At 63.0% G+C, this 19,974-nt stretch carries 18 protein-coding genes and 1 pseudogene; 8 read left to right on the forward strand and 11 right to left on the reverse strand.

Translation table 11 applies throughout. The features are described 5' to 3' along the window. Positions 1-131 precede the first annotated feature (131 nt). The 6 genes and pseudogenes from BWR02_RS17995 to BWR02_RS18030 form a co-directional block, all read right to left on the reverse strand. A complete protein-coding gene (locus BWR02_RS17995; RefSeq protein ID WP_139559299.1) occupies positions 132-1,700 on the reverse strand; it encodes an FG-GAP-like repeat-containing protein in 1,569 nt (522 codons plus the stop codon). Positions 1,701-2,332: 632 nt separating this feature from the next. Further along, a pseudogene (locus tag BWR02_RS18005) lies at positions 2,333-2,602 on the reverse strand (nucleotidyltransferase family protein); the annotation flags it as partial. A gap of 304 nt (positions 2,603-2,906) precedes the next feature. Beyond that, positions 2,907-4,652 (reverse strand): ABC transporter ATP-binding protein/permease, encoded by a 1,746-nt coding sequence (locus BWR02_RS18015; protein WP_139559302.1) that lies wholly within the window; start codon positions 4,650-4,652, stop codon positions 2,907-2,909. A 126-nt stretch (positions 4,653-4,778) separates the two neighbouring features. Beyond that, positions 4,779-6,473, reverse strand: coding sequence for an ABC transporter permease (locus BWR02_RS18020; RefSeq protein WP_201276317.1), 1,695 nt, complete (start codon positions 6,471-6,473; stop codon positions 4,779-4,781). Beyond that, positions 6,470-8,185: an ABC transporter substrate-binding protein gene (locus BWR02_RS18025; protein WP_201276318.1), complete on the reverse strand. Its 1,716-nt coding sequence runs from the start codon at positions 8,183-8,185 to the stop codon at positions 6,470-6,472. The genes BWR02_RS18020 and BWR02_RS18025 overlap by 4 nt, the downstream gene beginning before the upstream one ends. Before the next feature lie 6 nt (positions 8,186-8,191). Next, positions 8,192-9,274 (reverse strand): ABC transporter ATP-binding protein, encoded by a 1,083-nt coding sequence (locus BWR02_RS18030; protein WP_139559303.1) that lies wholly within the window; start codon positions 9,272-9,274, stop codon positions 8,192-8,194. Positions 9,275-9,591: 317 nt separating this feature from the next. Here BWR02_RS18030 and BWR02_RS18035 point away from each other — a divergent pair, with 317 nt between their 5' ends. After that, a complete protein-coding gene (locus tag BWR02_RS18035) occupies positions 9,592-9,837 on the forward strand; it encodes a hypothetical protein (protein WP_139559304.1) in 246 nt (81 codons plus the stop codon). 150 nt (positions 9,838-9,987) lie between these two features. On the opposite strand, the gene BWR02_RS18040 is transcribed toward BWR02_RS18035, so the two are convergent. Continuing rightward, entirely contained in the window at positions 9,988-10,767 is a 780-nt protein-coding gene (locus BWR02_RS18040) for a DUF3313 domain-containing protein (RefSeq protein ID WP_162560227.1), read from the reverse strand. Between the two features lie 40 nt (positions 10,768-10,807). On the opposite strand from BWR02_RS18040, the gene BWR02_RS20990 reads away from it, so the two are divergent. The 4 genes from BWR02_RS20990 (at position 10,808) to mscL (ending at position 12,829) form a co-directional block, all read left to right on the forward strand. Further along, positions 10,808-10,954 carry a hypothetical protein gene (locus tag BWR02_RS20990; protein WP_162560228.1) on the forward strand — a complete coding sequence of 49 codons (147 nt, stop codon included), beginning with the start codon at positions 10,808-10,810 and terminating at the stop codon, positions 10,952-10,954. A gap of 98 nt (positions 10,955-11,052) precedes the next feature. After that, positions 11,053-11,817: an META domain-containing protein gene (locus BWR02_RS18045; protein ID WP_139559306.1), complete on the forward strand. Its 765-nt coding sequence runs from the start codon at positions 11,053-11,055 to the stop codon at positions 11,815-11,817. Between the two features lie 25 nt (positions 11,818-11,842). Further along, positions 11,843-12,265 (forward strand): protease inhibitor I42 family protein, encoded by a 423-nt coding sequence (locus BWR02_RS18050; RefSeq protein ID WP_162560229.1) that lies wholly within the window; start codon positions 11,843-11,845, stop codon positions 12,263-12,265. Positions 12,266-12,376: 111 nt separating this feature from the next. Further along, complete coding sequence (gene mscL / locus BWR02_RS18055) at positions 12,377-12,829, forward strand: large conductance mechanosensitive channel protein MscL (protein ID WP_139559308.1); 453 nt, start codon at positions 12,377-12,379, stop codon at positions 12,827-12,829. Positions 12,830-13,083: 254 nt separating this feature from the next. Here mscL and BWR02_RS18060 read toward each other — a convergent pair whose 3' ends face one another. Then, a complete protein-coding gene (locus BWR02_RS18060) occupies positions 13,084-13,323 on the reverse strand; it encodes a hypothetical protein (protein WP_139559309.1) in 240 nt (79 codons plus the stop codon). A gap of 392 nt (positions 13,324-13,715) precedes the next feature. Between BWR02_RS18060 and BWR02_RS18065 the strand changes: the two genes are divergently transcribed. After that, entirely contained in the window at positions 13,716-14,903 is a 1,188-nt protein-coding gene (locus tag BWR02_RS18065) for a hypothetical protein (RefSeq protein ID WP_236102397.1), read from the forward strand. A 139-nt stretch (positions 14,904-15,042) separates the two neighbouring features. On the opposite strand, the gene BWR02_RS18070 is transcribed toward BWR02_RS18065, so the two are convergent. Together BWR02_RS18070 and BWR02_RS18075 are read right to left on the reverse strand one after the other, a co-directional pair. Beyond that, entirely contained in the window at positions 15,043-15,636 is a 594-nt protein-coding gene (locus BWR02_RS18070) for a hypothetical protein (RefSeq protein WP_139559310.1), read from the reverse strand. A gap of 3 nt (positions 15,637-15,639) precedes the next feature. Further along, positions 15,640-16,038, reverse strand: coding sequence for a hypothetical protein (locus BWR02_RS18075; RefSeq protein ID WP_139559311.1), 399 nt, complete (start codon positions 16,036-16,038; stop codon positions 15,640-15,642). A gap of 778 nt (positions 16,039-16,816) precedes the next feature. On the opposite strand from BWR02_RS18075, the gene BWR02_RS18080 reads away from it, so the two are divergent. Further along, on the forward strand, positions 16,817-17,797 hold the full coding sequence (locus tag BWR02_RS18080) for an HAD family hydrolase (protein ID WP_139559312.1): 981 nt from the start codon (positions 16,817-16,819) through the stop codon (positions 17,795-17,797). A gap of 38 nt (positions 17,798-17,835) precedes the next feature. Here BWR02_RS18080 and BWR02_RS18085 read toward each other — a convergent pair whose 3' ends face one another. Beyond that, a complete protein-coding gene (locus BWR02_RS18085; protein WP_139559313.1) occupies positions 17,836-18,648 on the reverse strand; it encodes a cupredoxin domain-containing protein in 813 nt (270 codons plus the stop codon). A gap of 308 nt (positions 18,649-18,956) precedes the next feature. Here BWR02_RS18085 and BWR02_RS18090 point away from each other — a divergent pair, with 308 nt between their 5' ends. Then, complete coding sequence (locus BWR02_RS18090; RefSeq protein WP_139559314.1) at positions 18,957-19,946, forward strand: DUF6929 family protein; 990 nt, start codon at positions 18,957-18,959, stop codon at positions 19,944-19,946. Positions 19,947-19,974: the final 28 nt, after the last annotated feature.

Genomic DNA, 19,974 nt, shown 5'->3' on the forward strand with positions numbered 1-19,974 from the left:
AACCGAGCGAGGTCGGCGAGAATAGCGGCATGGACCTTGCTAAGAACCGATCATGAGCTTATCCTGCGTTTTCAATGAGTTACACGGGTATTCTATCACAGTCCCTTAACTTAACGGCATTGGGTAGCGACCTACAGTGCGCCGTTACGAAGGAAATTCCCCCGCCCGGTTCCCCATCGCACGACCGCGTGTGCAGTACCCGGCAGGTCGTAGACCACGATGCCTGATGCCATAGTGTTTAGCACGACCTCGAGATCCGCATCGGCATCGATGTTGCCCAGGGTCGGAGCGGCCATGACGCCATTCCAGTTGCCATCGACCGCATCCGGCAAATCGACCTCGTAGATGGGCTGACCATCCGCGCTCAGGATATGGAGCTTGCCCGTGTGGAATGTGCCTTTCTGTACCCAGGAAGCAAAGATCACTTCGGACTTGCCATCGCTATCCAGATCGGCAATCGTCGGCTCTGAGGCAAAGCGGATGAAACCCTCGCTGGACTTATAGATCGAGTATGGCCAGCTGCCGTGTTGCGTTTTGTCCAGCCAATAAGCGTGCATGCGGCCGTCGTAGGACGCAAACAGGATCTCCTTTTTTCCATCGCCGTCTAGGTCTGCGACGGCCGGGTTCGACATTGCACTTTCGATCAGATTGTAGTCCTCGGCCAAGGGAGTTCCGGTATTGATCGGTATCGTGCGCCAGTCGTAACCGCTGCTGTTGAAGCGCGTCCGGTTCTTGTTGAAGATGAACAAAGCCGTATATTGGCTGGGGGGATAGCCGATCTGGCAGTTGTACATATTGCCCGTGACCGCGACCTCGCGCACGCCGTCGCCGTTCAGGTCGGCGATTACCGCCGGCCCGGTGGCAAAGTTGGCAAGATAGCTTTCTGCCCTCGTTCCGTCACAGTCGCCAAAGCCGCGCTTCTCGATCGACAGATTTTCCCATACACCTACTTTGCCCCAATAGGTTTTGCCAGGATAGGTGGAATTGCTCACACGAAGCGGTACGCCATTGGGTTTGTAGGCATTGATGTAATGCACGTCCGACGGCACGACGATTTCCAGACGGGTGTCGCTTGAGTCCAGGTTGCCGGCGGCCGCATTGGCGTTGAAGACTCCCCACGCGTAGCCGTTCTCGTTGTTGAGCTGAGGCCAGCCGGTCCGCAGGATGCCATTGCTGTTGTAGACCCATGTATTGGTCTTGGCGCTGACGGCAGCGGTCACGGTCAATTCCAATTTGCCTCCGTTCCCATCGAGGTCTGCGGCGAGAACTCCGCGCAGCTCCCCTGTCGTGGGCTGCCGTTGCCACTTTGTTTGGCCAGCGAGATTGTAGACGGTGAGATAGCCACCGGATTGTGCCGTGATGATCTCTGCGCCTCCGGCCTGGTCGATATCGGCAACGACGATACCGGGCCATGTGCGGCGGCTGGTGTCGCCTACACGCCAGATCAGATTCCCATTCGCCCCGTTCAGGGCAAACAGCGAGTAGGCCGATGCGACGACATCTAAAATGCCGTCCCGATCGACGTCGACTAGGGCTGGAGAGGAATACCACGCCGTTTCACACCAAGTGTCGTAACAACCACCGCGCGACCACTTCAGCACAGGAGCGGTAAACGCAAATGCGGTTGCAGATAGTTGACTGGCGACACAGAGGATAAAGGTCAAATAGACCCACGCTGAAGCAAACGAAAGGCGTTTCATAGGAATCCCCAGAGGAAAGGTAGATCTCTCGTTGAGACGTTGCCTAAGTCATTGAGTCTCGGTGTTCTTGAATTAAGAGTCGGAATCGATCGGGAATGACGTCCCGCGCTACAGGTCGTTCGGCGATTTGGACTTGGATCATCGGCTGCCCACTAAACCGCATACACGAACCAGAAACTTACAGTGGCGCTGAAGCCTCTCGACGGGGGAAGATCTACCCGCAATGGGAACTTGTCAACGCACGAAAATGATCAGGAATAGTGAAGAACTGAGCTCTCGGTGCGACGAGCTGTCCCCCGTTTTCACCATGCGCTCTGCGCGCGTTCGATAGTCCTTCTTGTTGAACTCGTTGTAGCTGCCTGGGCCCGGCACTCGAAGCGAGTCTTTGATAAGCCGGGCGCGGTCCACGCAATGACGGTTCAGTTCCATCCGTAGATCAAGTTGAAGCGGCCGAAGGTAGGGAGTTCAGCAGGCCAAGTGAAGTCACGCAGCACACCGGGGTACGTCAAGCGCTCGATCTTCGTAATCAAGCTCACATGTCCCTCTCGATGAACTTCTCGGCATCCCTCACGCCCAGGCCGCCGGAGATGAGTTTGGGCAGCAGCTTGTCGCGCAGCGCAGCGAGGGTGCGTTCACCTTGGGTGTCTTAGGCTGCTATAGAGGATCTGCCGCGTCTTGTTCACTGCGGCTATGAAATAAGGATTCTGCATAGCGGTGCTCATCACCAGATTAACGCGACAATCGCAGAGCGCTTCGAGAGACTCTTTCAACCCGAAGTACCGATGGAAGAGATTGGCCGGACTCTCGTCGAAATCCACCCGAAAGTCGAGGTCGCTGCGTTCGGGATCGAAGGCATCAGTTGTCGCTGAACCGAACAGTTCCAGCCGCGCCACGCCGTAGCGGCGGCAGAGCTCGGGGAACTAGGTGATGTGCGGAGTGAGTACGCTGGCAATCCTAAGCGACGATTATGCCACCAGCGCGGAGTTCATTGCCTCAATCACTTTCGACAGTTTCGCGCCGAAGAGCTTGGGCACCCGGTCTAATCCGCTGCGCTGGTCGGATGGCGCATAGCCGAAGTCCTCGGCCTCTAGCCCCCAATTGCCGGCGAGATGCTCGGGTGCTTCTTGGGCTACCAGCGCTCTACACGACCCGGCCAAGGACATCCACCGCGCCGAGAACTGAACGCCCAGCGCAGTGCCGCCTGCCTCATGCCGGCGCGCCGGCCGGAAGTGGCTGGTCCACGAAATGCCCGGGCTGCCCGGATGCGGGATCGCGCGCAAGGCGCAGTTCCCGACCGTGGTAGGCGCGGAGGCTGGCGCGGTGGCCGATCGAGATGATGCTGGCCCGCGGCAGGTGTTGCGCCAGCAGACGGTACAGCTCGCTCTCGGCGTCTTCGTCGACAGCCGAAGTCGCTTCATCCAGAAACAGCCAATCCGGTTGGATGACCAGGGCACGCGCGATCGCGATGCGCTGCTGCTCGCCGCCGGACAGGCGCTGTGCCCAGTGCGCGTGTTCGCCCAGCGAGGGCATCAGATGCGGTAGCCCGACCGCGCGCAGCGCCTCGGCCAGCCGGTCCTCGCCAACCTCAAGCGAGCTTTCCGGATAGCGCAGCACGTCGGCCAGCGTGCCGATCGGCAGGTAAGCCCGTTGCGGCAGGAACAGCATGCGTGCCTGCTTAGGCTTCGTGATGCGACCGTGCCCGAACGGCCAGATGCCGGCCAGCGTCCGAAACAGGGTCGATTTCCCGGAACCTGACGCGCCGGTCACGAGCACGCGCTCGCCGCGCGCGAAGCTCAGGTCGGCATGGTCGACCAGGGCGCGGCCGTCCGGCAGGTTCAGGCTCACCCCCGCTAGTTCCAGGTCGCTGCCGGCGTGCGTCTCCTGTTTGAACCCGTCGCCGGCCAAGGTGGCCCGCTCGATTTCGGCGATCGCGCGTTCGAACGTCGTCAGTCGCTCAACCACGGCGCGCCACTGAGCCAGATCCGTGTAGCTGTCGACGAAGAAGCTCAGCGCGCCCTGGACCTGCCCGAAGGCGCCGGCCGTCTGCGTGATGCCGCCGAGCTGCATCGCGCCGGAAAAGTAGCGCGGCGCCGCGACGATGACCGGGAAGATGTTCGCGGCCAGGCTGTAGAACGTGGTCATCGCGAACACGTTCTTCTGCACGGTCATCAGCTGTCGCCAGTTTTGCACGACGTGGCCGAAGTTATCGAAGAAGCCGCGTCGCTCGTCGTTCTCGCCGCGGTACAGCGCGACGGCCTCAGCGTTCTCCCGGAACCGGACCAGCCCGAAGCGGAAATCGGCCTCGTAACGCTGCTGGTCGAAAGTCAGGCCGATCAGACGCCGGCCGATCATGTGCGTAAGCCAGGTGCCGACGATCGCGTAGATCAGCGCCACCCAGACCATGTAACCGGGGATGGTGACGCCGTTCCATGTGAGGCTGCCCGACAACTGCCACAGGATCGCGACGAAAGATATCAGCGTGACGAATTGGCTCAGGAATCCGAGGCTGAGATCCAGGGTCGTGTCGACGAACAGCTTCAAGTCTTCGGCGATGCGCTGGTCCGGGTTGTCGGTGACGCCGTTGCCGAACTGCATCCGGTAATAGGCGCGATGGCTCAGCCAGCGGTCGATGAAACGGCGCGTCAGCCATTCGCGCCAGCGGATGCGCAGCCACATCTGCAGGTAGATCCGCGTCAGGCCGAATAGCACATAGATGCAGACGATCACGCCCCATTCGATCAACAGCTTCCAGAACGCAGCTTCGTTTTTGTCCTGCAACGCGTTGTAGAACTCGCCGTTCCAGGTGTTCAGCCGCACGTTCAGGTAGACCAGGAACAGGCTGATCGCGACGATCACGCCGAGCAGGATGCGGCCGGGCCAGCGATCGGAGGACACCCAGTAGGGTTTCAGCAGGGTCCATAGATCATGCAGAAAGGGCCGAATACTCCGCATTGCAGTCCTCTTGGAAATCAGCGTGTCAGGAAACTGGCTTAAGCCGGGCGCCAAGCGGCGGGAGCATGGGCAGCGCCGCGCGGAATGTCAACGCGAGCGCAGCCCCATCGGAGGCATAGGGAAGGCTCAGGTCCGGAACAGCGCGCCGAGTCGCTTGCCCAGCACCGCGCCGGCGCCCAGCATCGTGATCGTCAGGAAAACCATCGACCAGACGCCGAGCGCCGCGGCCAGCGCCGGGCCATCGCCCAGCGAGGACGCGAGCGTGTAGATGGCTTTGGTGATGGGGAAATGCGCCGCCTGTTGTGCCAGGATCATCGAGTCGCTGACTTCGAGCATCGCGAACGAGAACGCAAGCAACGCGCCGGCGATCAGGTTCGGCGTGACCAGCGGCAGCGTGATGCGCCACAGCGCGCGCTCGGGCGATGCGCCGAGGTTTTGCGCGGCTTCTTCCAGGATCGGATTCACCTGCTGGAAGCCGGCGGCGGCAGAGCGGACGACGTAGGGCAGTCTTCGCATCGCGTAAGCGACGACCAGCAGCAGCAACGGGTCCTCGCCCAACATGAGCGCATGCAGGGGCTGGCCTTCGCGTGACAGTGCCAAATACCCGAAAGCCATCACCAGGCCCGGAACGGCCAGCGGCAGCATGGCCATGGCATCCAGCAACTGCCGTCCCGGCAAGGTCGTTCGCACCACCACGTACGCGACGCCGATGCCGAGAACGACATCGAGCAAGGTCGCCAGCGAGGCGTATTTCAAACTGTTCGCGATCGAGCCCAGCGTCAACTCGTGGCCCAGCGCCTCGCGGTAGTGGGTCAGTGTCAGCGTGTCCGGCAGGACCGTCGCATACCAGTCCTGCGCGAACGACAGCAGAATCACGCCAAGATGCGGGATCAGCGCGAGCCCGGTCAGGGCCGCGAACGCCGCCGTGCACAGGAACGCCCGCGGCGCCGACGGCCTCACGGTCTCGCGGCCGGTCGTTGCGCGGCCGCCGCCGGTCGCGATGCTGCGCTCGAAGGCCAGCTTGCTGAGCCCGTAGAACAGTGTCGAGAAGAACAACAGCACGACGACCAGTGCGTAGGGGAAGGGGTTGTTGCTGAGATCCTTGATCGCGTTGAAGATTTGCACCGAGGTCACGCGGTCGAAATCGAACACCAGCGGCACGCCGAGTTCGGTGAAGGCCCAGATGAAGGCGATCGCGCTGCCGGCGAAGATGCCGGGCATCGTCAGCGGCAGCGTGATCCGCCAGAACCGACGCCACGGCGGGCAGCCGAGGTTCGAGGCCGCTTCCTCCAGCGCCGGGTCGAGGTTTGCCAGGGCCGCGGCCGCATTCAGATAGACGATGGGATACAGGTGCAGCACGTTCATGATGATGACGCCGGCCATCTGGCCGTCGCCGAGCCAGTCCACCGGTTGCTCGCGGCTCATTAGGCCTGCGTCCATCAGCAGGCTGTTCAGCGCGCCGGCCTGCCCGAGCATCGCCTGCACGCCCAGCGCGCCGACGAAGGGCGGCAGGATCAGCGGCGTCAGCACCAACGAGTTCAGCAAGGCTTTGCCGGGATAGTCGAAGCGCACGTAAACCACGGCCAGGGGCAGGGCGGCCAGCAGGCAGCCCAGCGTGGTCCAGGCGGCGATCACGAACGAATTGACGAGGCCTTCCCGGTACAGCACGTTCCGGAAGACCTCCAGCACGAATTCCAGAGTGAAGCGTCCGTCCGCGTCGACGAAGGCCATGCGCAGCGTGCCCCAGATCGGCAGCACGAAGAACAGCGCGAAGAACACCAGCATCACGCCGAACACGGTCCGGCTCAGGGCCCTGCTCATGGCTCGGCTCCTGCGCTGACGGCCAGTTCGTAGGCGCGCTGGTATTGCGCCCGGAAGGCATCGCCGAGTTCGCGTGCCAGTCGCACCTCCTGCACGCGGTCGCGGGCCCGCAGCAACTGCGCAATGCCGCCGATCGCCTCGTCGTAGCTCACCCGGCTCAGGTCGTGGAACGCCGCCAGCGCCGCAGCAGGAAGCCCGTGCGCGGTCATTGCCTGCCACGCGCGTTTCTGCTCGTGGTGGGTGTCGGCGCACATCACGCGGATCAGGAAACGGATCGCGGCAAATGCCGGGCCGGTCCACTCGGGGTGATAGACGAAGGCCGCGCTTTGCGCATACGGGCGTTCGCCGGGATCGGTCATGAACGCCCGGTTGTTCTCGGTGTAGAAATCCTTCCGGACCGGCAACCGTCGCAGCGCCGTGTCGGCCGGGCCTCCCGGGGTTCCCGGGCGGAACGCCCAGAGTTCCTGGCCGGCCGGGGACAGCACGAATTCGATGAAGGCCGTGGCCAGGTCCGGGTTCGGTGCGCCGCGCAGCATCGCGATCGAGTCGACGCTGAGCGAGGTGCCGCCCTGCGGAGCGATGAAGCCGACCCGGGAAACGCCGTTCGGTTGCCGCACGAACTCTTCCGTGGCGCGGCCATAGGAATCGATCGCCATGCCGGCGGCTGCATCCCCGCGCGCGACTTCCAACGGAATCTTGCCTGCCGAGTCCGTGAAATAGCGCGCGTTCGCGCTGATGCGCTGGATTAGCCGGAGACCGGCCTCCCATCCCCGCCGGACGCCTTCGGCTTCGATTGCCGCGGGTGGGAGGCTCGCGCCGCGCTCCACGGCCACTTCGGCGATCGCCCTATGCATCTGTTGCTGGATCATCAGTTCGAACGCTTTCGCGACGGAACCGCTCTTGGTCGGATCCGACAAGGCCACCTGACCGAGCAAGGCGGGGTCGGCAAGATCCGCCCATTGTGTCGGCTCGGCCTTCACGCCGAGCCGATGCAGCACGTCGCGGTTGTAGACGACGCCGAAGCTGGCCAGGACGACGCCGATCCAGCGTTCCGACCGGTCCCGAAACGGTTCGCCGCCGACCTGATCGGGGATGACGGCATCCGTGAACCAGTCCGGATGCGCGGCGATCACGGCGGCCAGACCGTGCTGCCCGTCTGCGGCGTGTGCGACCAGATAACCGGCATCGGCATGCTGCTGAAAGTCGTAGGAGCCACCACCGAATAACAGATCGACGCCGATGCCGACCGAGGAGGCCAGGAAGGCTCGGCGCGCGTCGGCGGCGGTGCCGTCGGGAGCGGACGAACCCGGCTTGAGCTTGGCGTTGGCAAACGCGCCGGCGACTTCCGGGGTCCAGGGCTTTTCGAGCCGGTGCTGCCATTCATACTGGAACGCGCCGCCGAATTCCGACTTCAGGAACATCGCGATCTCGGAGGAACCGCCGGGAATCCGCCAGTCGAGGTACAGGGTTTCGCCAGTCCGGGCCTTCCAGTCCCTAGCGAAAGCCCGCCCGAATTCCTTGCGGATGCGTTCGTTGTGCGGGGACAGGATGACCAGCCGCCGGTCGTAGGTCATCGGAGCCGTCGTGTCGGCCGAGCGCAGCAGGAATGGCCCGACCAGGGTCAGGACCAGGGCGGCCAGGATCAGGAATTCCTTGCGCAGGCGCCTCGGCCGCTCCTGGCCCGTCGGCGTCGCCGGCTCTGTTCGGTTCACTTTGGTTCAGCCGGGCAGCAGCACGACATCGTCCACCCCTACCGATGCAGTCACGGCGGCGCCTGAGGGCTGCAGCAGGGCCGCCGGGTTCATCTGTGTGACCTTCAGGCCAGCCGACCCACTGACCCGCAGTTCGTACTGTGCCGTTGCACCCAGGTAGATGACGTTCTCGACGATCCCCTTGAAGCGATTCGGCAAGGCCGGCGGTTCGTCCGACAATGTCAGGGCCTCCGGCCGGATCGACACCTGCACGCGATCCCCAGGGGCAGGTTGCCAGGCGGCGAGATGGCAGCGTGCGGTCAGGCGGCCGGCTGCCGTGTCGACCTCGAAACAGCCCATCCCGCCGCCGGCCCCCTGCACGGTGCCTGACAGGATGTTGGTCTCGCCGATGAACTCCGCGACCATCCGGTTCGCCGGGTTCCGGTAGACCTCAAGCGGGGCGCCGACCTGAACCAGCCGGCCCGCCTCCATGACCGCCAGGCGATCGGCCATCGACAGGGCTTCTTCCTGATCGTGGGTGACATAGATTCCGGTCAGACCGTATTCCTTGCAGATGCGGCGAATCTCGGCGCGCATGTCGAGGCGCAGCTTGGCGTCGAGATTCGACAGGGGCTCGTCGAGAAACAGGCACTTGGGCCGGATGACCAGCGCGCGAGCCAGCGCGACCCGCTGCTGCTGTCCTCCGGACAACTGCTGGATGCGCCGTTCGCCGAGTCCATCGAGCTTGACGGCCGCCAGAGCCTCGGCCACACGGGTGGCGATCTCGGCTTTCGGACAGCGACGCTCTTCCAAGCCGAAGGCAACGTTCTCCGCGACGCTCAGGTGCGGCCACAGCGCGTAGCTTTGAAACATCATGCCGGTGCCGCGCTGATGCGCCGGCAGATGCGTAACGTCCTCGTCGTCGAAGCGGATCGTGCCGGCATCGGGCGTGTAGAACCCGGCCAGATGGCGCAGCAGTGTGGTCTTGCCGCAGCCGCTGGGGCCGAGCAGGAAAAACAGTTCGCCGGGTTCGATGCGCAGGTTGATGTCGGCCAGCACCGTCGCCGTACCGAAGCGCTTCGTGAGCCTGTGTACCGTAATCGCGACCATCGAAGCGGAGTTCCCCTTTACTGCTGCAGGGCTACGCCATCATGCGTAAGGCAGCATGGTAGGGCAATCCGGCGGTCATTCGCGACCCCCTGCGCCGCCGCCGGCCGATTGCAGTGGTGCTCTTCGCTTCCGAAAACTGTGGCATTTGCCACACCTCCCTGTGGACCTTGACTCAGTTTTGGACCTGTTCAATGGCGCACAGGTAAGCATTCCCTTATCGAACAAGGGAGATACGATTGGGCACGATTGTTGGATCTATACGGTCGTCGCCAAGTCTGACTGCGGCCCATAACTTAAAACGACCGAGGAAAGCCTGAATGACCGCCACTGCCATTGCGCCGCTCCGCTCATCTGCTTCCAACCGCGAATCCGGCAAACTGTTGCTCGGCACCGGCCTCGCGTTCGCGTCGCTGATCCTGGTGCCGGCTGTCGCCGCACAGATCGGCCTGGGCGCCAGCCTCACCGGCGCGCTGCGCATCGCGCTGATGAAGGCGTCGAGCCGCGCCGTCCGGGGTTCCGGCGCGGGCGGCGACGACGTCGCCACATCTTTCAGCTGCCATTGACGCGACGGGCCGGCGGTCCACATTGAGAGGGGCGCGGCATCCTGCCGGCCTCTCTCCTGTGCATTAACCCGGGGGGCGATGCCGAGACATCGGCACAGGGCATCAGTCATCCTGAGTCCGACGACGTCTTTCGCCGAGTCCCGCGTTCTGTCACGGCCGATAGCTCTCGATCTTTTGGTCCAGGGTCTGTTCCTGCGGCCGGGTCGTGAACGAGCCGGTTTCATGGCAGCTGATCAGTCGCTGAGTGCCGCGTTCCCGCCACACTTTCAACGCGGCTCGCACACTGTCCCAGGCATCCAGATTGCGGATGTCGAGCAGCCCGACGCGTTTGTCGACTGCCGCTGACAGGCGTTCGCCGGTCACCGAGTCGAGGTATTCGAGTTCGTAGGCAACGTCGCCGGTGAACAGTGCCTGCCCTTTGCCTTCCGCATAAACCGTTGCGGCACCGCTGACGTAGGGGGCGGCCGCACTGATGTCTTCCAGCAGGACGTTCGCCTTTTCGGCTTCGGTGAAGGCGCCGCGGATGCGCATCACACCGGGGCCGGGGCTGTCGACGATCGTCATTCCGGCATCGGTGACCGTCTGGCGCAGCGCCTCGGCGCCGAGTGCCCGCAGCATATCCCGATCCTTTTCCTCGAGTTGCTGCAGCGATGACTGATCGCCGCGAGCCCACAAGGTCACGGGATCGATCATCGCCTTTCTGTAGAGCCGGCAGTCAGCTCTGGGGTTGCCGTATACCAGGTAAGGTTCATTACCGACCCCACGGCGCATATCAGAGTAGTCACCCAGAAATCCGGCCGGCGTGACGTGGCGTGCCTCCTTGGTCGTGCTGCAGCCGGTCATTGCGATGGCGCCGAGCGCCATGGCCAGAGAAACGGTAACGCCGCTGATCCGCCGCCGATGTGGGCGAGGTAGTGGAAGAGTGTTCATGGGATTCACCATCGATCCTCGTAGGTATGGCGGAAGCTTGATGTCTCGCACGGTAAGCCGCGAAGGCGGTACCGACGCTCCCGTCGCCTACAGTCTGGTGCAAGTTGGCGAAAACGGGCGCGATTCCACGCTGCCGTTGACCGGCGAACCGTCCGCAGGCTCGCGTGCACTGGCAGCGGAGACCTGAAGGTCCCAGTGTCGTCGTTGACAAGCTTTCGGAGCGCAGGCACGCTGCGCCGTGCTTGGAGCGCTGCCGGTTCTGCAGACCTTTCGGATACCCCCCTCATGAAGCGAAAACTCCTTATCTCTTCCGTTGCGTGTTTCGTCCTGCTGGCGGCTGGTGCGGTGACGGCAGCAATGCTCAGCGGCACCGCGACCTACCGCGAGCGCATCGCGCTGCCGCCGGACGCGGCGTTCGACGCGGTCGTGGAAGATGTCTCCAGGGCCGATGCGCCGTCCACCGTGATCGGCCGTATCGACCTGAAGCCGGCGGGACAGGTGCCCATCCACTTCGAGATTCCGTATGACGCATCCCGCGTGCAGGTGGGCCATCGCTACAGCGTGCGCGCCAGAGTCACTCACGAGGGCCGTTTGTTGTATACCACCACCCGGATGTATCCGGTGCTGACGCCATCGTCCGGCGGTGCAGTGGAGTTGATGATGGAGCGCGTGTCCCGAACCCCGACCGAAAAGCCCGACCGCAGTCTGGCGAACACCTACTGGAAGCTGACCGAACTGAAGGGCGATCCGGTGAAGGTACTGCCGCAGCAACGCGAACCGCACCTGATCCTGCAGTCCGAGCAACAGCGTCTGGCCGGTTCCGGCGGATGCAATCGCTTGCTGGGCTCGTACACGCTGCAAGGCACGTCGGTCGCGTTCGGCAAGGTGGCGTCGACGATGATGGCCTGTGTCGACGGCATGGAGCAGGAGACGGCCTTCTTCCGCGCCCTGGAGTCCGTGCGTGCCTGGAAGATCCGTGGCGATGATCTCGAGTTGCTCGACGAGTCGGGGCGGGTCGTCGCGCGCTTCGTGGCCGTCGATCTGCGCTGACCCCCTCAAGCAGGAGTTCCCAATTATGGGTTCACGACAAACGCCGTTTTGGGCACTACAGGCTTGCGTCGTTACTGTTGCGGCTTGCGCGGCGACGAAACCGGTTCCGCCCGCGCCCGAGCCCCTCGTCGTCAGCGCTGATCGGTCCGGCACCAACCTGGCGCTGTTGCCGGGACAGGAATTGGTGATCCGCCTGCCGGGCAATCCGACGACAGGTTATCGCTGGTCTTCGTTCGGGCCGACCGGGTCTGCGCTGAGTGCCACAGGACCGGCGGCGTACGAACCGGACGCGGGAACTTCCCAGCGCGTCGGCGCCGGCGGCTTCGAGATCTGGCGCTTCGTCGCCACCCGCGCCGGCACGGTCGAACTGCGATTCGAGTATCGCCGGCCCTGGGAAACGGGCGTGGCACCCCTTCAGGTGGTTCGCTATACCGTCAGCGTGCGGTGATTCCTCAGAGAAGCGAGAGGCGTTCTCCGATCACGGATCACTGATGGGGTGTTGTAAAATTGGGTTCGTTTCGCTTGTCTAAACGTGTCACACACCACATGGGAACAGCAGATGCTTGAGGATTTCAAGAAATTCATTTTGAAGGGTAATGTCGTCGATTTATCCACCGGCGTCATTATCGGCGCGGCCTTCACCGGCATCGTCACGGCGTTCACGAAAGGGATCGTCGAGCCGGTCATCGCCCTTGCCGGCGGTGGCCCCAGCCCGAAACTGACCATCCCGATCATGCAGAAGGTGGTCGAGGTCACCGAGAAGAATGCCGCCGGACAGGATGTGACCCATATGGTCAACAAGCTGATCGAACTGGATGTCGGCATCATCATCGGTGCGGTTACCAGCTTTTTGATCACCGCAGCGGTGGTGTTTTTCGTGATCATCAAGCCCATGAACAAACTGGTCGAACTCGCCAACAAGAGCCAACCGGAGCCGCCGCCTCCAGAAACGCCGGCCGACGTGCAGTTGCTGACCGAAATCCGCGACCTGCTCAAGTCCCGTCCCAACTAAGCCAGCGCCGGCTCGGTCCGGTTCGCAATCGACCGGACCGAGCCGGGCGATGCGGCAGTGGGGGCGGATGCTTTGGGTCTGATTTGGGTATTGAATAGTTAAGCCCAAGCCGAGTAGACGGGTAATGAGTCGTCGGCGGAAAGCTTACGGATCGGACCCATCGCCAGGCCAGTGACTCGATCCTGACCTGCCGCTCTTTGCGGTGCAGTGCTTTCGTCTGTAAGGGCGCGAGTCGCGCGGTGGGCTCTTTTGGGTCAAACCACGCCGTAAATCTTCCCGACCCATTCGGGGCGCTCGACGTGATCGATCAGATAGTCCACCCATTCTTCACTGCGTTTGCGCTCGATCGGTGCCAGTGCCGGATAGGCACGGCGGTAAATCGCATTGAATTCGCGAATGTCGGCGAGAGTGAAGGGCGGCTCGTGGCAAGCAAAGAAGTGATTGATCTCGCCATAGTTTACGGAATGTAGGGCCTTGATCTTGGCAGCTTCCATGAATTCCCCCTCGGCGCGCCATCGCGCCATTTTGCTTCTTTGGCATTCACCAGCAGGACACGGTGTCCTGGCGGTAAGGCTCGTGACTTGATACACACAGGACGATTAAGCAAGCCAGGTGCCACCCGGTAAGCCCAGGAATCATGTGGAAATGGGTCGGGCGATGGGTGGACCGGGGGGATCTTTTCACCCAGGCACTGGGTGTTTTGGCGCACTCTGACCGGTGTGTTGTCGCGCGCGGTGCTCTCCCCATGCACGCGGGTGCTCGGCTGCGACCTCCGCTGTCAGGGCACGGTTCAGGTGTAGCGTAGGCTGCCCCTGCGGAGGGGCCGGCACTCTGCCGGCGGGACGGCACGACTCTTTATTCTTTCGGTAATGGGGTGATCCAGACCATGCACGATGCATACGTTCGGGATGGCGCGGAGGCAGGACTCTCGCTGGTGCGCAACGATCTGCTGTTTCGCTTGCAGCGCAAGCTGGGGCTCGTGCCGGCAAACGGTCTCGGTGTGGTCCGGCGGGCAATCTTCTGGTCGCTTGTCGCGTGGTTGCCGGTGGCACTGTGGGCCTACTGGGCCGGCCATTTTCGCCCCGAAGCAACAGGGGAATCGCTGTTGCAGCATTTCGGAGTCAACGCGCGCTGCCTGATCGCGATACCGTTGTTCATACTCGCGGAAGGCACCAGCCACCGACTGACGACGGGGCTCATTCCCTACTTCGAGACCTCGGGACTGGTGCGGCCGTCCGATGTGCGCCCGTTTCGGGAGTTGCTGGTCGGCGTCGCGCGGTTGCGCGATACGGTTTACCCGTGGATCGTAATCCTGGGTCTGATCGTCACGCTGGAAACCCTGCCGCTCACGTTGACCGATACGCATGAACTCGCGTGGGCTGGCTCCGAGACCGACATCGACGGCTTGGGTTTCGGTGGTTGGTGGTACCTCCACGTCTCGCGCGCGATCTTCCTGGTTCTGCTGCTCGCCTGGCTGTGGCGCGTCATCCTGCTGACCACCTTGTTCCATCGGATTTCCAAACTCGATCTGCAACTCGTGCCGACGCATCCGGACGGTGCTGGAGGGCTCGGCTTTCTGGAACGATTTCCCATGGCTTTCAGCCTGGTGCTATTGGCGATATCGATAGTCCCCGCATCTAAATGGGCGCACGAGGTGCTTTACCACGGCAAGGATGTGCACGCCCTTCAGTCGGGCATGATCGGGCTGGCCCTGGTCCTGCTGCTGGTGTTCGCCTCGCCCTACCTGGTCTGGGTCGGCACGCTGGCCCGCACGCGGAAGCAGGCCCTGCTCGACTACGGCGCGCTTGTCGGAGAGCATGGACGCCTGGTCCGCCGGCGCTGGATCGACAAGATGCCGGTGGAGGATGATGCGGTGCTGACCGCACCCGAACTCGGACCGGTGGCCGATACGGTTGCACTGTACGAAGCAGCGCAGAACATGCGAGCACTGCCGCTGGGGAAGCAGTCGCTGCTCGCGCTCGTGGTGCCGGTCGCGTTGCCGATGCTGGGTGTGGTCGCGCTGCGGATACCGGTCAAGGAGATCCTGTTGACCCTGTTGAAGGCGCTGGCCTGAGGCCGCGCTGCGGATGATCCGCGAATCGGCTTCGGCCGACTCACGACGGTAATCGGAAGAAGAAAATGGCCCGGGTGCACGCACCCGGGCCAGGGCGATAGACGGGGCGCGGCGGCGCCTCGAGTCGGGGGGAGGTGGCCTACGGCACCCCGGGGCTCAGGTTCGAAGAGCCGAAAGTGATGAAGAAAAAGGCCGTGGCACCGCGCACGTAGGTGTGGCCCTCGTACGTCGGCGTGGAGGCGAGGTACTTGCCCGAGGCACGCTCATAGATATCGATCGTAAAGCGTGTGAAGGCGCTTTGCGTGCTGGACTTATAAAACGCCATCTCCGGCAGCGAGATCGGGAACAGGGAGCCGGTCACCGGCGGAATACCGAAGAAGAACTCGTTGCTGTTGGTGCCGAACGCGTGAATCATCACTCGCAGCAGGTACTGTTCATTCTTGTCTCCCGGGATCCGCAGGCCCTGTTTTCCCAGCCAGCGCGTGATGCCGGCCTGCACGAACGCTTTGTCGGGCACGGTGTCGGGACTCAAGCCGTAAGTCTCGATAGCGACCGATCGGCCCGCGGGTATGTTGATACGGGCGTGAGCGACGGTCTGCGCGAGCGACTGATCCAGTATCAGCTGCTCGGTTGCAGTGCGCGGTGTGTCGGTCATGCGGCCGGATGTCGTACAGCCGCTCAATGATGCGACGCCCACGGCGACGCTGAGGAGGGCAAGGCTACGTCGGATCATGGCTTAGTCCTCCTTGGGCTGCAGGCCCCAGGCGGTCATCAGTGCCTGGTCGGTCAAAACGGTCATGGTTTCGGTATTCGGCAGTCCAAAGAAGGTTTCGTAGCGCGCATCCCCCGTCCAGATCAGCCGTCCGGTGCGGGCGTCAACGCCCTTGACCGTTACCAGTGGAGGCCGGGCCTCATCCGCCCGGTCGGCGAACACGACTGCGTCGGCGCCCGCTGCATTGGCCGCCTGGACGATCGTTTCTTCCTTAATCAAGAAAGCGTCTTCGGTCGCGACCTGGGTTCCGAGCGCTTCGTGGATTCGGTCGCGGTGTATAACGGACAAACCGTGTGCCTTTACCCAGGCTTCAGCCGCGTTGATGGTCCGTTCGTCATTGCCCCATACGACCACTGACCTCACGTTGCGGGGTTTTGCGCCTGGAAAACCGGACACGGTAGGAGGTTCCGACGGAAGGTATTCATCCAGGACGGTGCCTGTGGAGCACCCCGAAAGAATTGGGATTATTGCCCACATGAGGCGGGTGGCTATTTTTCGCACACTACTGTCTCCTTGCTGCGTGACTCGGACGGTAAGTTTCAGGCACAGTACCGGAACACGATTGCGGATACGCGCCGCAGTTGCTGGCCATGGCATAGAATACGGGATTTTCGAAGGCTTCGCGTGCTCGCCTGACGTGCATCAGTTCCCAGGCAAGTAAGGGCCATACCGAGCGCGCCTCGCACCGCCCGGCAACATTCCGGAGACGTGCGGGTTCGGTCGCTGGGTAAACACTGGTCGGATAACCGGTGCCAGGCGGATGGTAAGTACTCCAGAACTCCGGGCGACACAGACGGGTCGACGAGAACACGAGTGAGTGATACCTATATCTTTTGCGCGTGCCGGTCTCGGATAGAGAGCGAAAACCTTGATCCAATCCCCTATACCACTCCGTTCGAGGGGTTATTTCCCTTACGGAAAAGCGAAAGAAGGGCGACCTGAACGCCCCGCGTCGGTGAGGGGAAATCCGGTCCATCGGAAAGCCCTCAATGCCTGCTTCGTGACGATAAGCCAGGCGAGCTGGGCGTTGATTGGTGCGCGAGCGGATCCGGTCATGGCCTTTGAGGCGACCGGACCCCAACGTGCGGGTGCGCAGGGCGAACCCATTACACTCCCCGCATTCTTGATAGGGAATCCGAGCATGAAGACACTAATCACCCTGGTCATCGCGGCCGTGCTGACTACCGCCGGCCCAGCGGTCGCGGCCCCTGATCCGCTTCCGTCCTGGACCGAAGGCCCCGCGAGGTCAAACATCCTGAGTTTCGTGCAGACCGTCACGCAGCAGGGCGGGCCAGACTACGTCGCGCCCGCCGACCGTATCGCGGTCTTCGACAACGACGGGACCTTGTGGTCGGAGCAGCCAGCCTACTTCCAGCTGCTGTTCGCCATCGACCGCGTGAAGACGCTGGCCGCCACGCATCCCGAATGGAAGAAGAAACAGCCGTTCAAGGCCGTGCTCGAGGGTGACATGAAGGCCTTGGCCGCTTCGGGCGAGAAGGGGTTGCTGGAACTGGTCATTGCGACCCACGCCGGGAACACGAGCGATGAGTTCGCCGTGATCGTCAAGGATTGGCTCGCAACCGCGAAACACCCGAAGTTCCAGCGCCCCTACACGGACCTCGTGTTTCAGCCGATGCTGGAACTATTGGCCTACCTGCGTGCGAACGGATTCAAGACCTTTGTCGTGTCCGGCGGTGGCATCGAATTCCTGCGCGTATTCGCCGAGGAGCGCTACGGAATCCCACCCGAGCAGGTGTTCGGTTCCAGTGTGAAAACGAAGTACGAGGTGCGCGACGGCAACCCGGTGATCGTCCGGCTGCCGGAAATCGACTTCATTGATGACAAGGCCGGCAAGCCGGTCGGCATCAATACCTTCATCGGAAAGCGGCCGATCGCCGCGTTCGGCAACTCCGATGGCGACTTCCAGATGCTTGAATGGGTCACTTCGGGTCCGGGCGCACGGTTCGGCTTGATCGTCCATCACGACGATGCCGTGCGCGAATTCGCCTACGACCGCCACAGCGCTTTCGGCCGGCTCGACCGCGGCCTGGATGTAGCGCCCAAACGCGGCTGGACGCTGGTCAGCATGAAGACCGATTGGCGTCGGGTCTATCCCGAGTAGGCCGGGCGCGCCGCGTCGGGGTCCTCCCTTGCCTCCGCCTACTCCCCCGGTCCGCTGCAGGCGGCCGGGTTTGCGCTGGCAGCCGGAATGGCCCGCAGATACTGATAGACGGCGTCGAGGTCGTCGTTGGTCATCTGCCCGAGCATCGGCCATGGCATGACCTGCAGCAGTGGGCTGATGTCGGGGTGAACGTTCTTTAAGTCCTTCCCGGTCCGCATGGTGGCTCGAAATTGCGCCAGGGTCATCCCGGCCGGCAGACCATTTTCGTCCTTGGTGAGGTTGCGTGACACGAAGGGACCGAAAGTGACTCCGCCGGCCAGATACCCGCGTGCTCTGAACTGCTTCGGTTCGCCCTTGAACGGGTTATGGCCTTTTGCATAAGTCGGGCAGCTGTGGCAGTCGGCGCAGGACCCCTGTGCATTGACGATGTAGCTACCGAGACCCACCGCATCGCGTTGGCGCGGCGAGTAGCGTAGCCGGACCGGCGCAATTGCCAGCCCCTGCTCGACCCGCGGATCTTCGACGACGGCTGGTTTCACGGTGACGGTACCCGTCATCCCTGAAAAGCAATGGACGAAGCAGAAATACGGATACGTGCCGGGCTCGGTAAAGGTCCGGCTGAAGGTCGTGCCCGACGAATCCCACTTGCCGTCCCCTCGGCAATCGGTGCCGCTGGTCGATGTATGGAGGCTGCTGACCAACTCCCATTTGACGGTGTCGCCAACGTTGATTTCGACGTGTTCCGGGCTGAAGGTCGTGCCGCCGGCCCGGATGACGACTTCCGCCGCCATCGCCTGGACAGCGGCAAGGCCACTGCTCAACGCCAGCAGCACCCAATATGCGTATTTCATTCCGGCCCCTCCCGTCTCGCGGTTTGTGACTCACGGCAATCCCCAGCCCCGCATTCAGAATTACATAGGTTGCGGCGGATTGGAAACCCGGCCGGACGGGGTCGACCGGAACAGGCCACCACGAGTGGCACGGAGCGTGACGGGCTCGGACTATAATGCAGCCTCGCGACCCGAGTGCCCGACCAGGGGGGCGCAGCGGGCCGACAGCCATTCCTTGCCTGTCTGTCCCGCAAGGCCCGCAAGGCCCGCGCGGCTTGCGGTGTCCGCCTGCCCTGATTGCACTTCACCAACACGATTTCCGCATCTCGATGATTTCCTCCACCGTCACCAGCCGTCGCGACCCGTCGTTGCAGGCCGTACTATGCAAGGGAACCCCTCTGCGCTACTCGCCGGGCTCGGACCCCTCACTGGACCGGCCAGCGCATGTCCGGGCGGGGTCCGGGCTCGTTCGTCTGGGGGAGCGCATTGCCATCATTCAGGACGATGCCCTGTTCATCGCCCTGCTCGACCCCGCGACCGGCGAAGTTTCTCCGGTGACCCTGCCGGCGGGTGAAGGCGGGCGGCGCGTCTTCGACGAAGCACGTGGCAACAAGCATTTAAAGCTGGACCTGGAGGCCTGTACTACGGTGCCATGGGAGGGCGGCGAGGCGCTGCTGGCGTTCGGGTCGGGGTCGAGCGCGCGTCGGGAGACGCTGGTGCTGCTGGCGGAGTCGGGCGAGATGCAGACACTGGAGGTGCCCGGCTTCTATGCAGCGCTCCGGGCCGAAACCCGCTTTAGCGGCAGTGAACTTAACATCGAAGGCGCGTTGTACGCAGACGGCCGGCTGCGGCTGTTCAACCGGGGCAACGGCGCCCCGCGTGACGGTCTTCAACCCGTCAACGCGGTTGCTGAACTCGACTGGGCCGGGTTCTGGGCCTATGTGACGGACCGCGGCGGAAACCTTGCACCCGTTCTCGAGAATATCCGGCAATACGACCTCGGATTGCTGAATGGAGGCAGGTTAGGATTCACAGATGCCAGCATGACGCCGTTTGGTCTGCTGTACGCCGCCAGCGCCGAGGACTCGCCCGACGTGACCCGCGACGGGGTCGTGACGGGCTCTGCGGTCGGTATCCTTTCCGGTGCGGCTGGCCCGCGCTGGATCGAACTGCGCGATCCCGATGGAAAGCTATTCCCGCACAAGGTCGAAGGACTGTGTCCGGCGAATGATTCGGGGCGCTTTTACCTGGTGGTCGACGTCGACGATCCGGATCGGCCCTCGGAGCTCTATGAGGTCGAACTGAGCGGTGAGTGGTGATTCCCGGTGGGGAGGCATCAAGCTCCGC

This window comes from Methylotetracoccus oryzae (assembly GCF_006175985.1).
GTDB classification, from domain to species: domain Bacteria; phylum Pseudomonadota; class Gammaproteobacteria; order Methylococcales; family Methylococcaceae; genus Methylotetracoccus; species Methylotetracoccus oryzae.

Bases quoted from the DNA above. Each gene is read 5' to 3' on its own strand.
- BWR02_RS18035 (WP_139559304.1), top strand. From the start codon at position 9,592: ATGACCGCCACTGCCATTGCGCCGCTCCGCTCATCTGCTTCCAACCGC.
- BWR02_RS20990 (WP_162560228.1), top strand. From the start codon at position 10,808: ATGTCTCGCACGGTAAGCCGCGAAGGCGGTACCGACGCTCCCGTCGCC.
- BWR02_RS18045 (WP_139559306.1), top strand. From the start codon at position 11,053: ATGAAGCGAAAACTCCTTATCTCTTCCGTTGCGTGTTTCGTCCTGCTG.
- BWR02_RS18065 (WP_236102397.1), top strand. From the start codon at position 13,716: ATGCACGATGCATACGTTCGGGATGGCGCGGAGGCAGGACTCTCGCTG.
- BWR02_RS18085 (WP_139559313.1), bottom strand. From the start codon at position 18,648: ATGAAATACGCATATTGGGTGCTGCTGGCGTTGAGCAGTGGCCTTGCC.
- BWR02_RS18040 (WP_162560227.1), bottom strand. From the start codon at position 10,767: ATGAACACTCTTCCACTACCTCGCCCACATCGGCGGCGGATCAGCGGC.
- BWR02_RS18020 (WP_201276317.1), bottom strand. From the start codon at position 6,473: ATGAGCAGGGCCCTGAGCCGGACCGTGTTCGGCGTGATGCTGGTGTTC.
- BWR02_RS17995 (WP_139559299.1), bottom strand. From the start codon at position 1,700: ATGAAACGCCTTTCGTTTGCTTCAGCGTGGGTCTATTTGACCTTTATC.
- BWR02_RS18030 (WP_139559303.1), bottom strand. From the start codon at position 9,274: ATGGTCGCGATTACGGTACACAGGCTCACGAAGCGCTTCGGTACGGCG.
- BWR02_RS18050 (WP_162560229.1), top strand. From the start codon at position 11,843: ATGGGTTCACGACAAACGCCGTTTTGGGCACTACAGGCTTGCGTCGTT.
- BWR02_RS18015 (WP_139559302.1), bottom strand. From the start codon at position 4,652: ATGCGGAGTATTCGGCCCTTTCTGCATGATCTATGGACCCTGCTGAAA.
- mscL (WP_139559308.1), top strand. From the start codon at position 12,377: ATGCTTGAGGATTTCAAGAAATTCATTTTGAAGGGTAATGTCGTCGAT.
- BWR02_RS18080 (WP_139559312.1), top strand. From the start codon at position 16,817: ATGAAGACACTAATCACCCTGGTCATCGCGGCCGTGCTGACTACCGCC.
- BWR02_RS18070 (WP_139559310.1), bottom strand. From the start codon at position 15,636: ATGATCCGACGTAGCCTTGCCCTCCTCAGCGTCGCCGTGGGCGTCGCA.
- BWR02_RS18060 (WP_139559309.1), bottom strand. From the start codon at position 13,323: ATGGAAGCTGCCAAGATCAAGGCCCTACATTCCGTAAACTATGGCGAG.
- BWR02_RS18090 (WP_139559314.1), top strand. From the start codon at position 18,957: ATGATTTCCTCCACCGTCACCAGCCGTCGCGACCCGTCGTTGCAGGCC.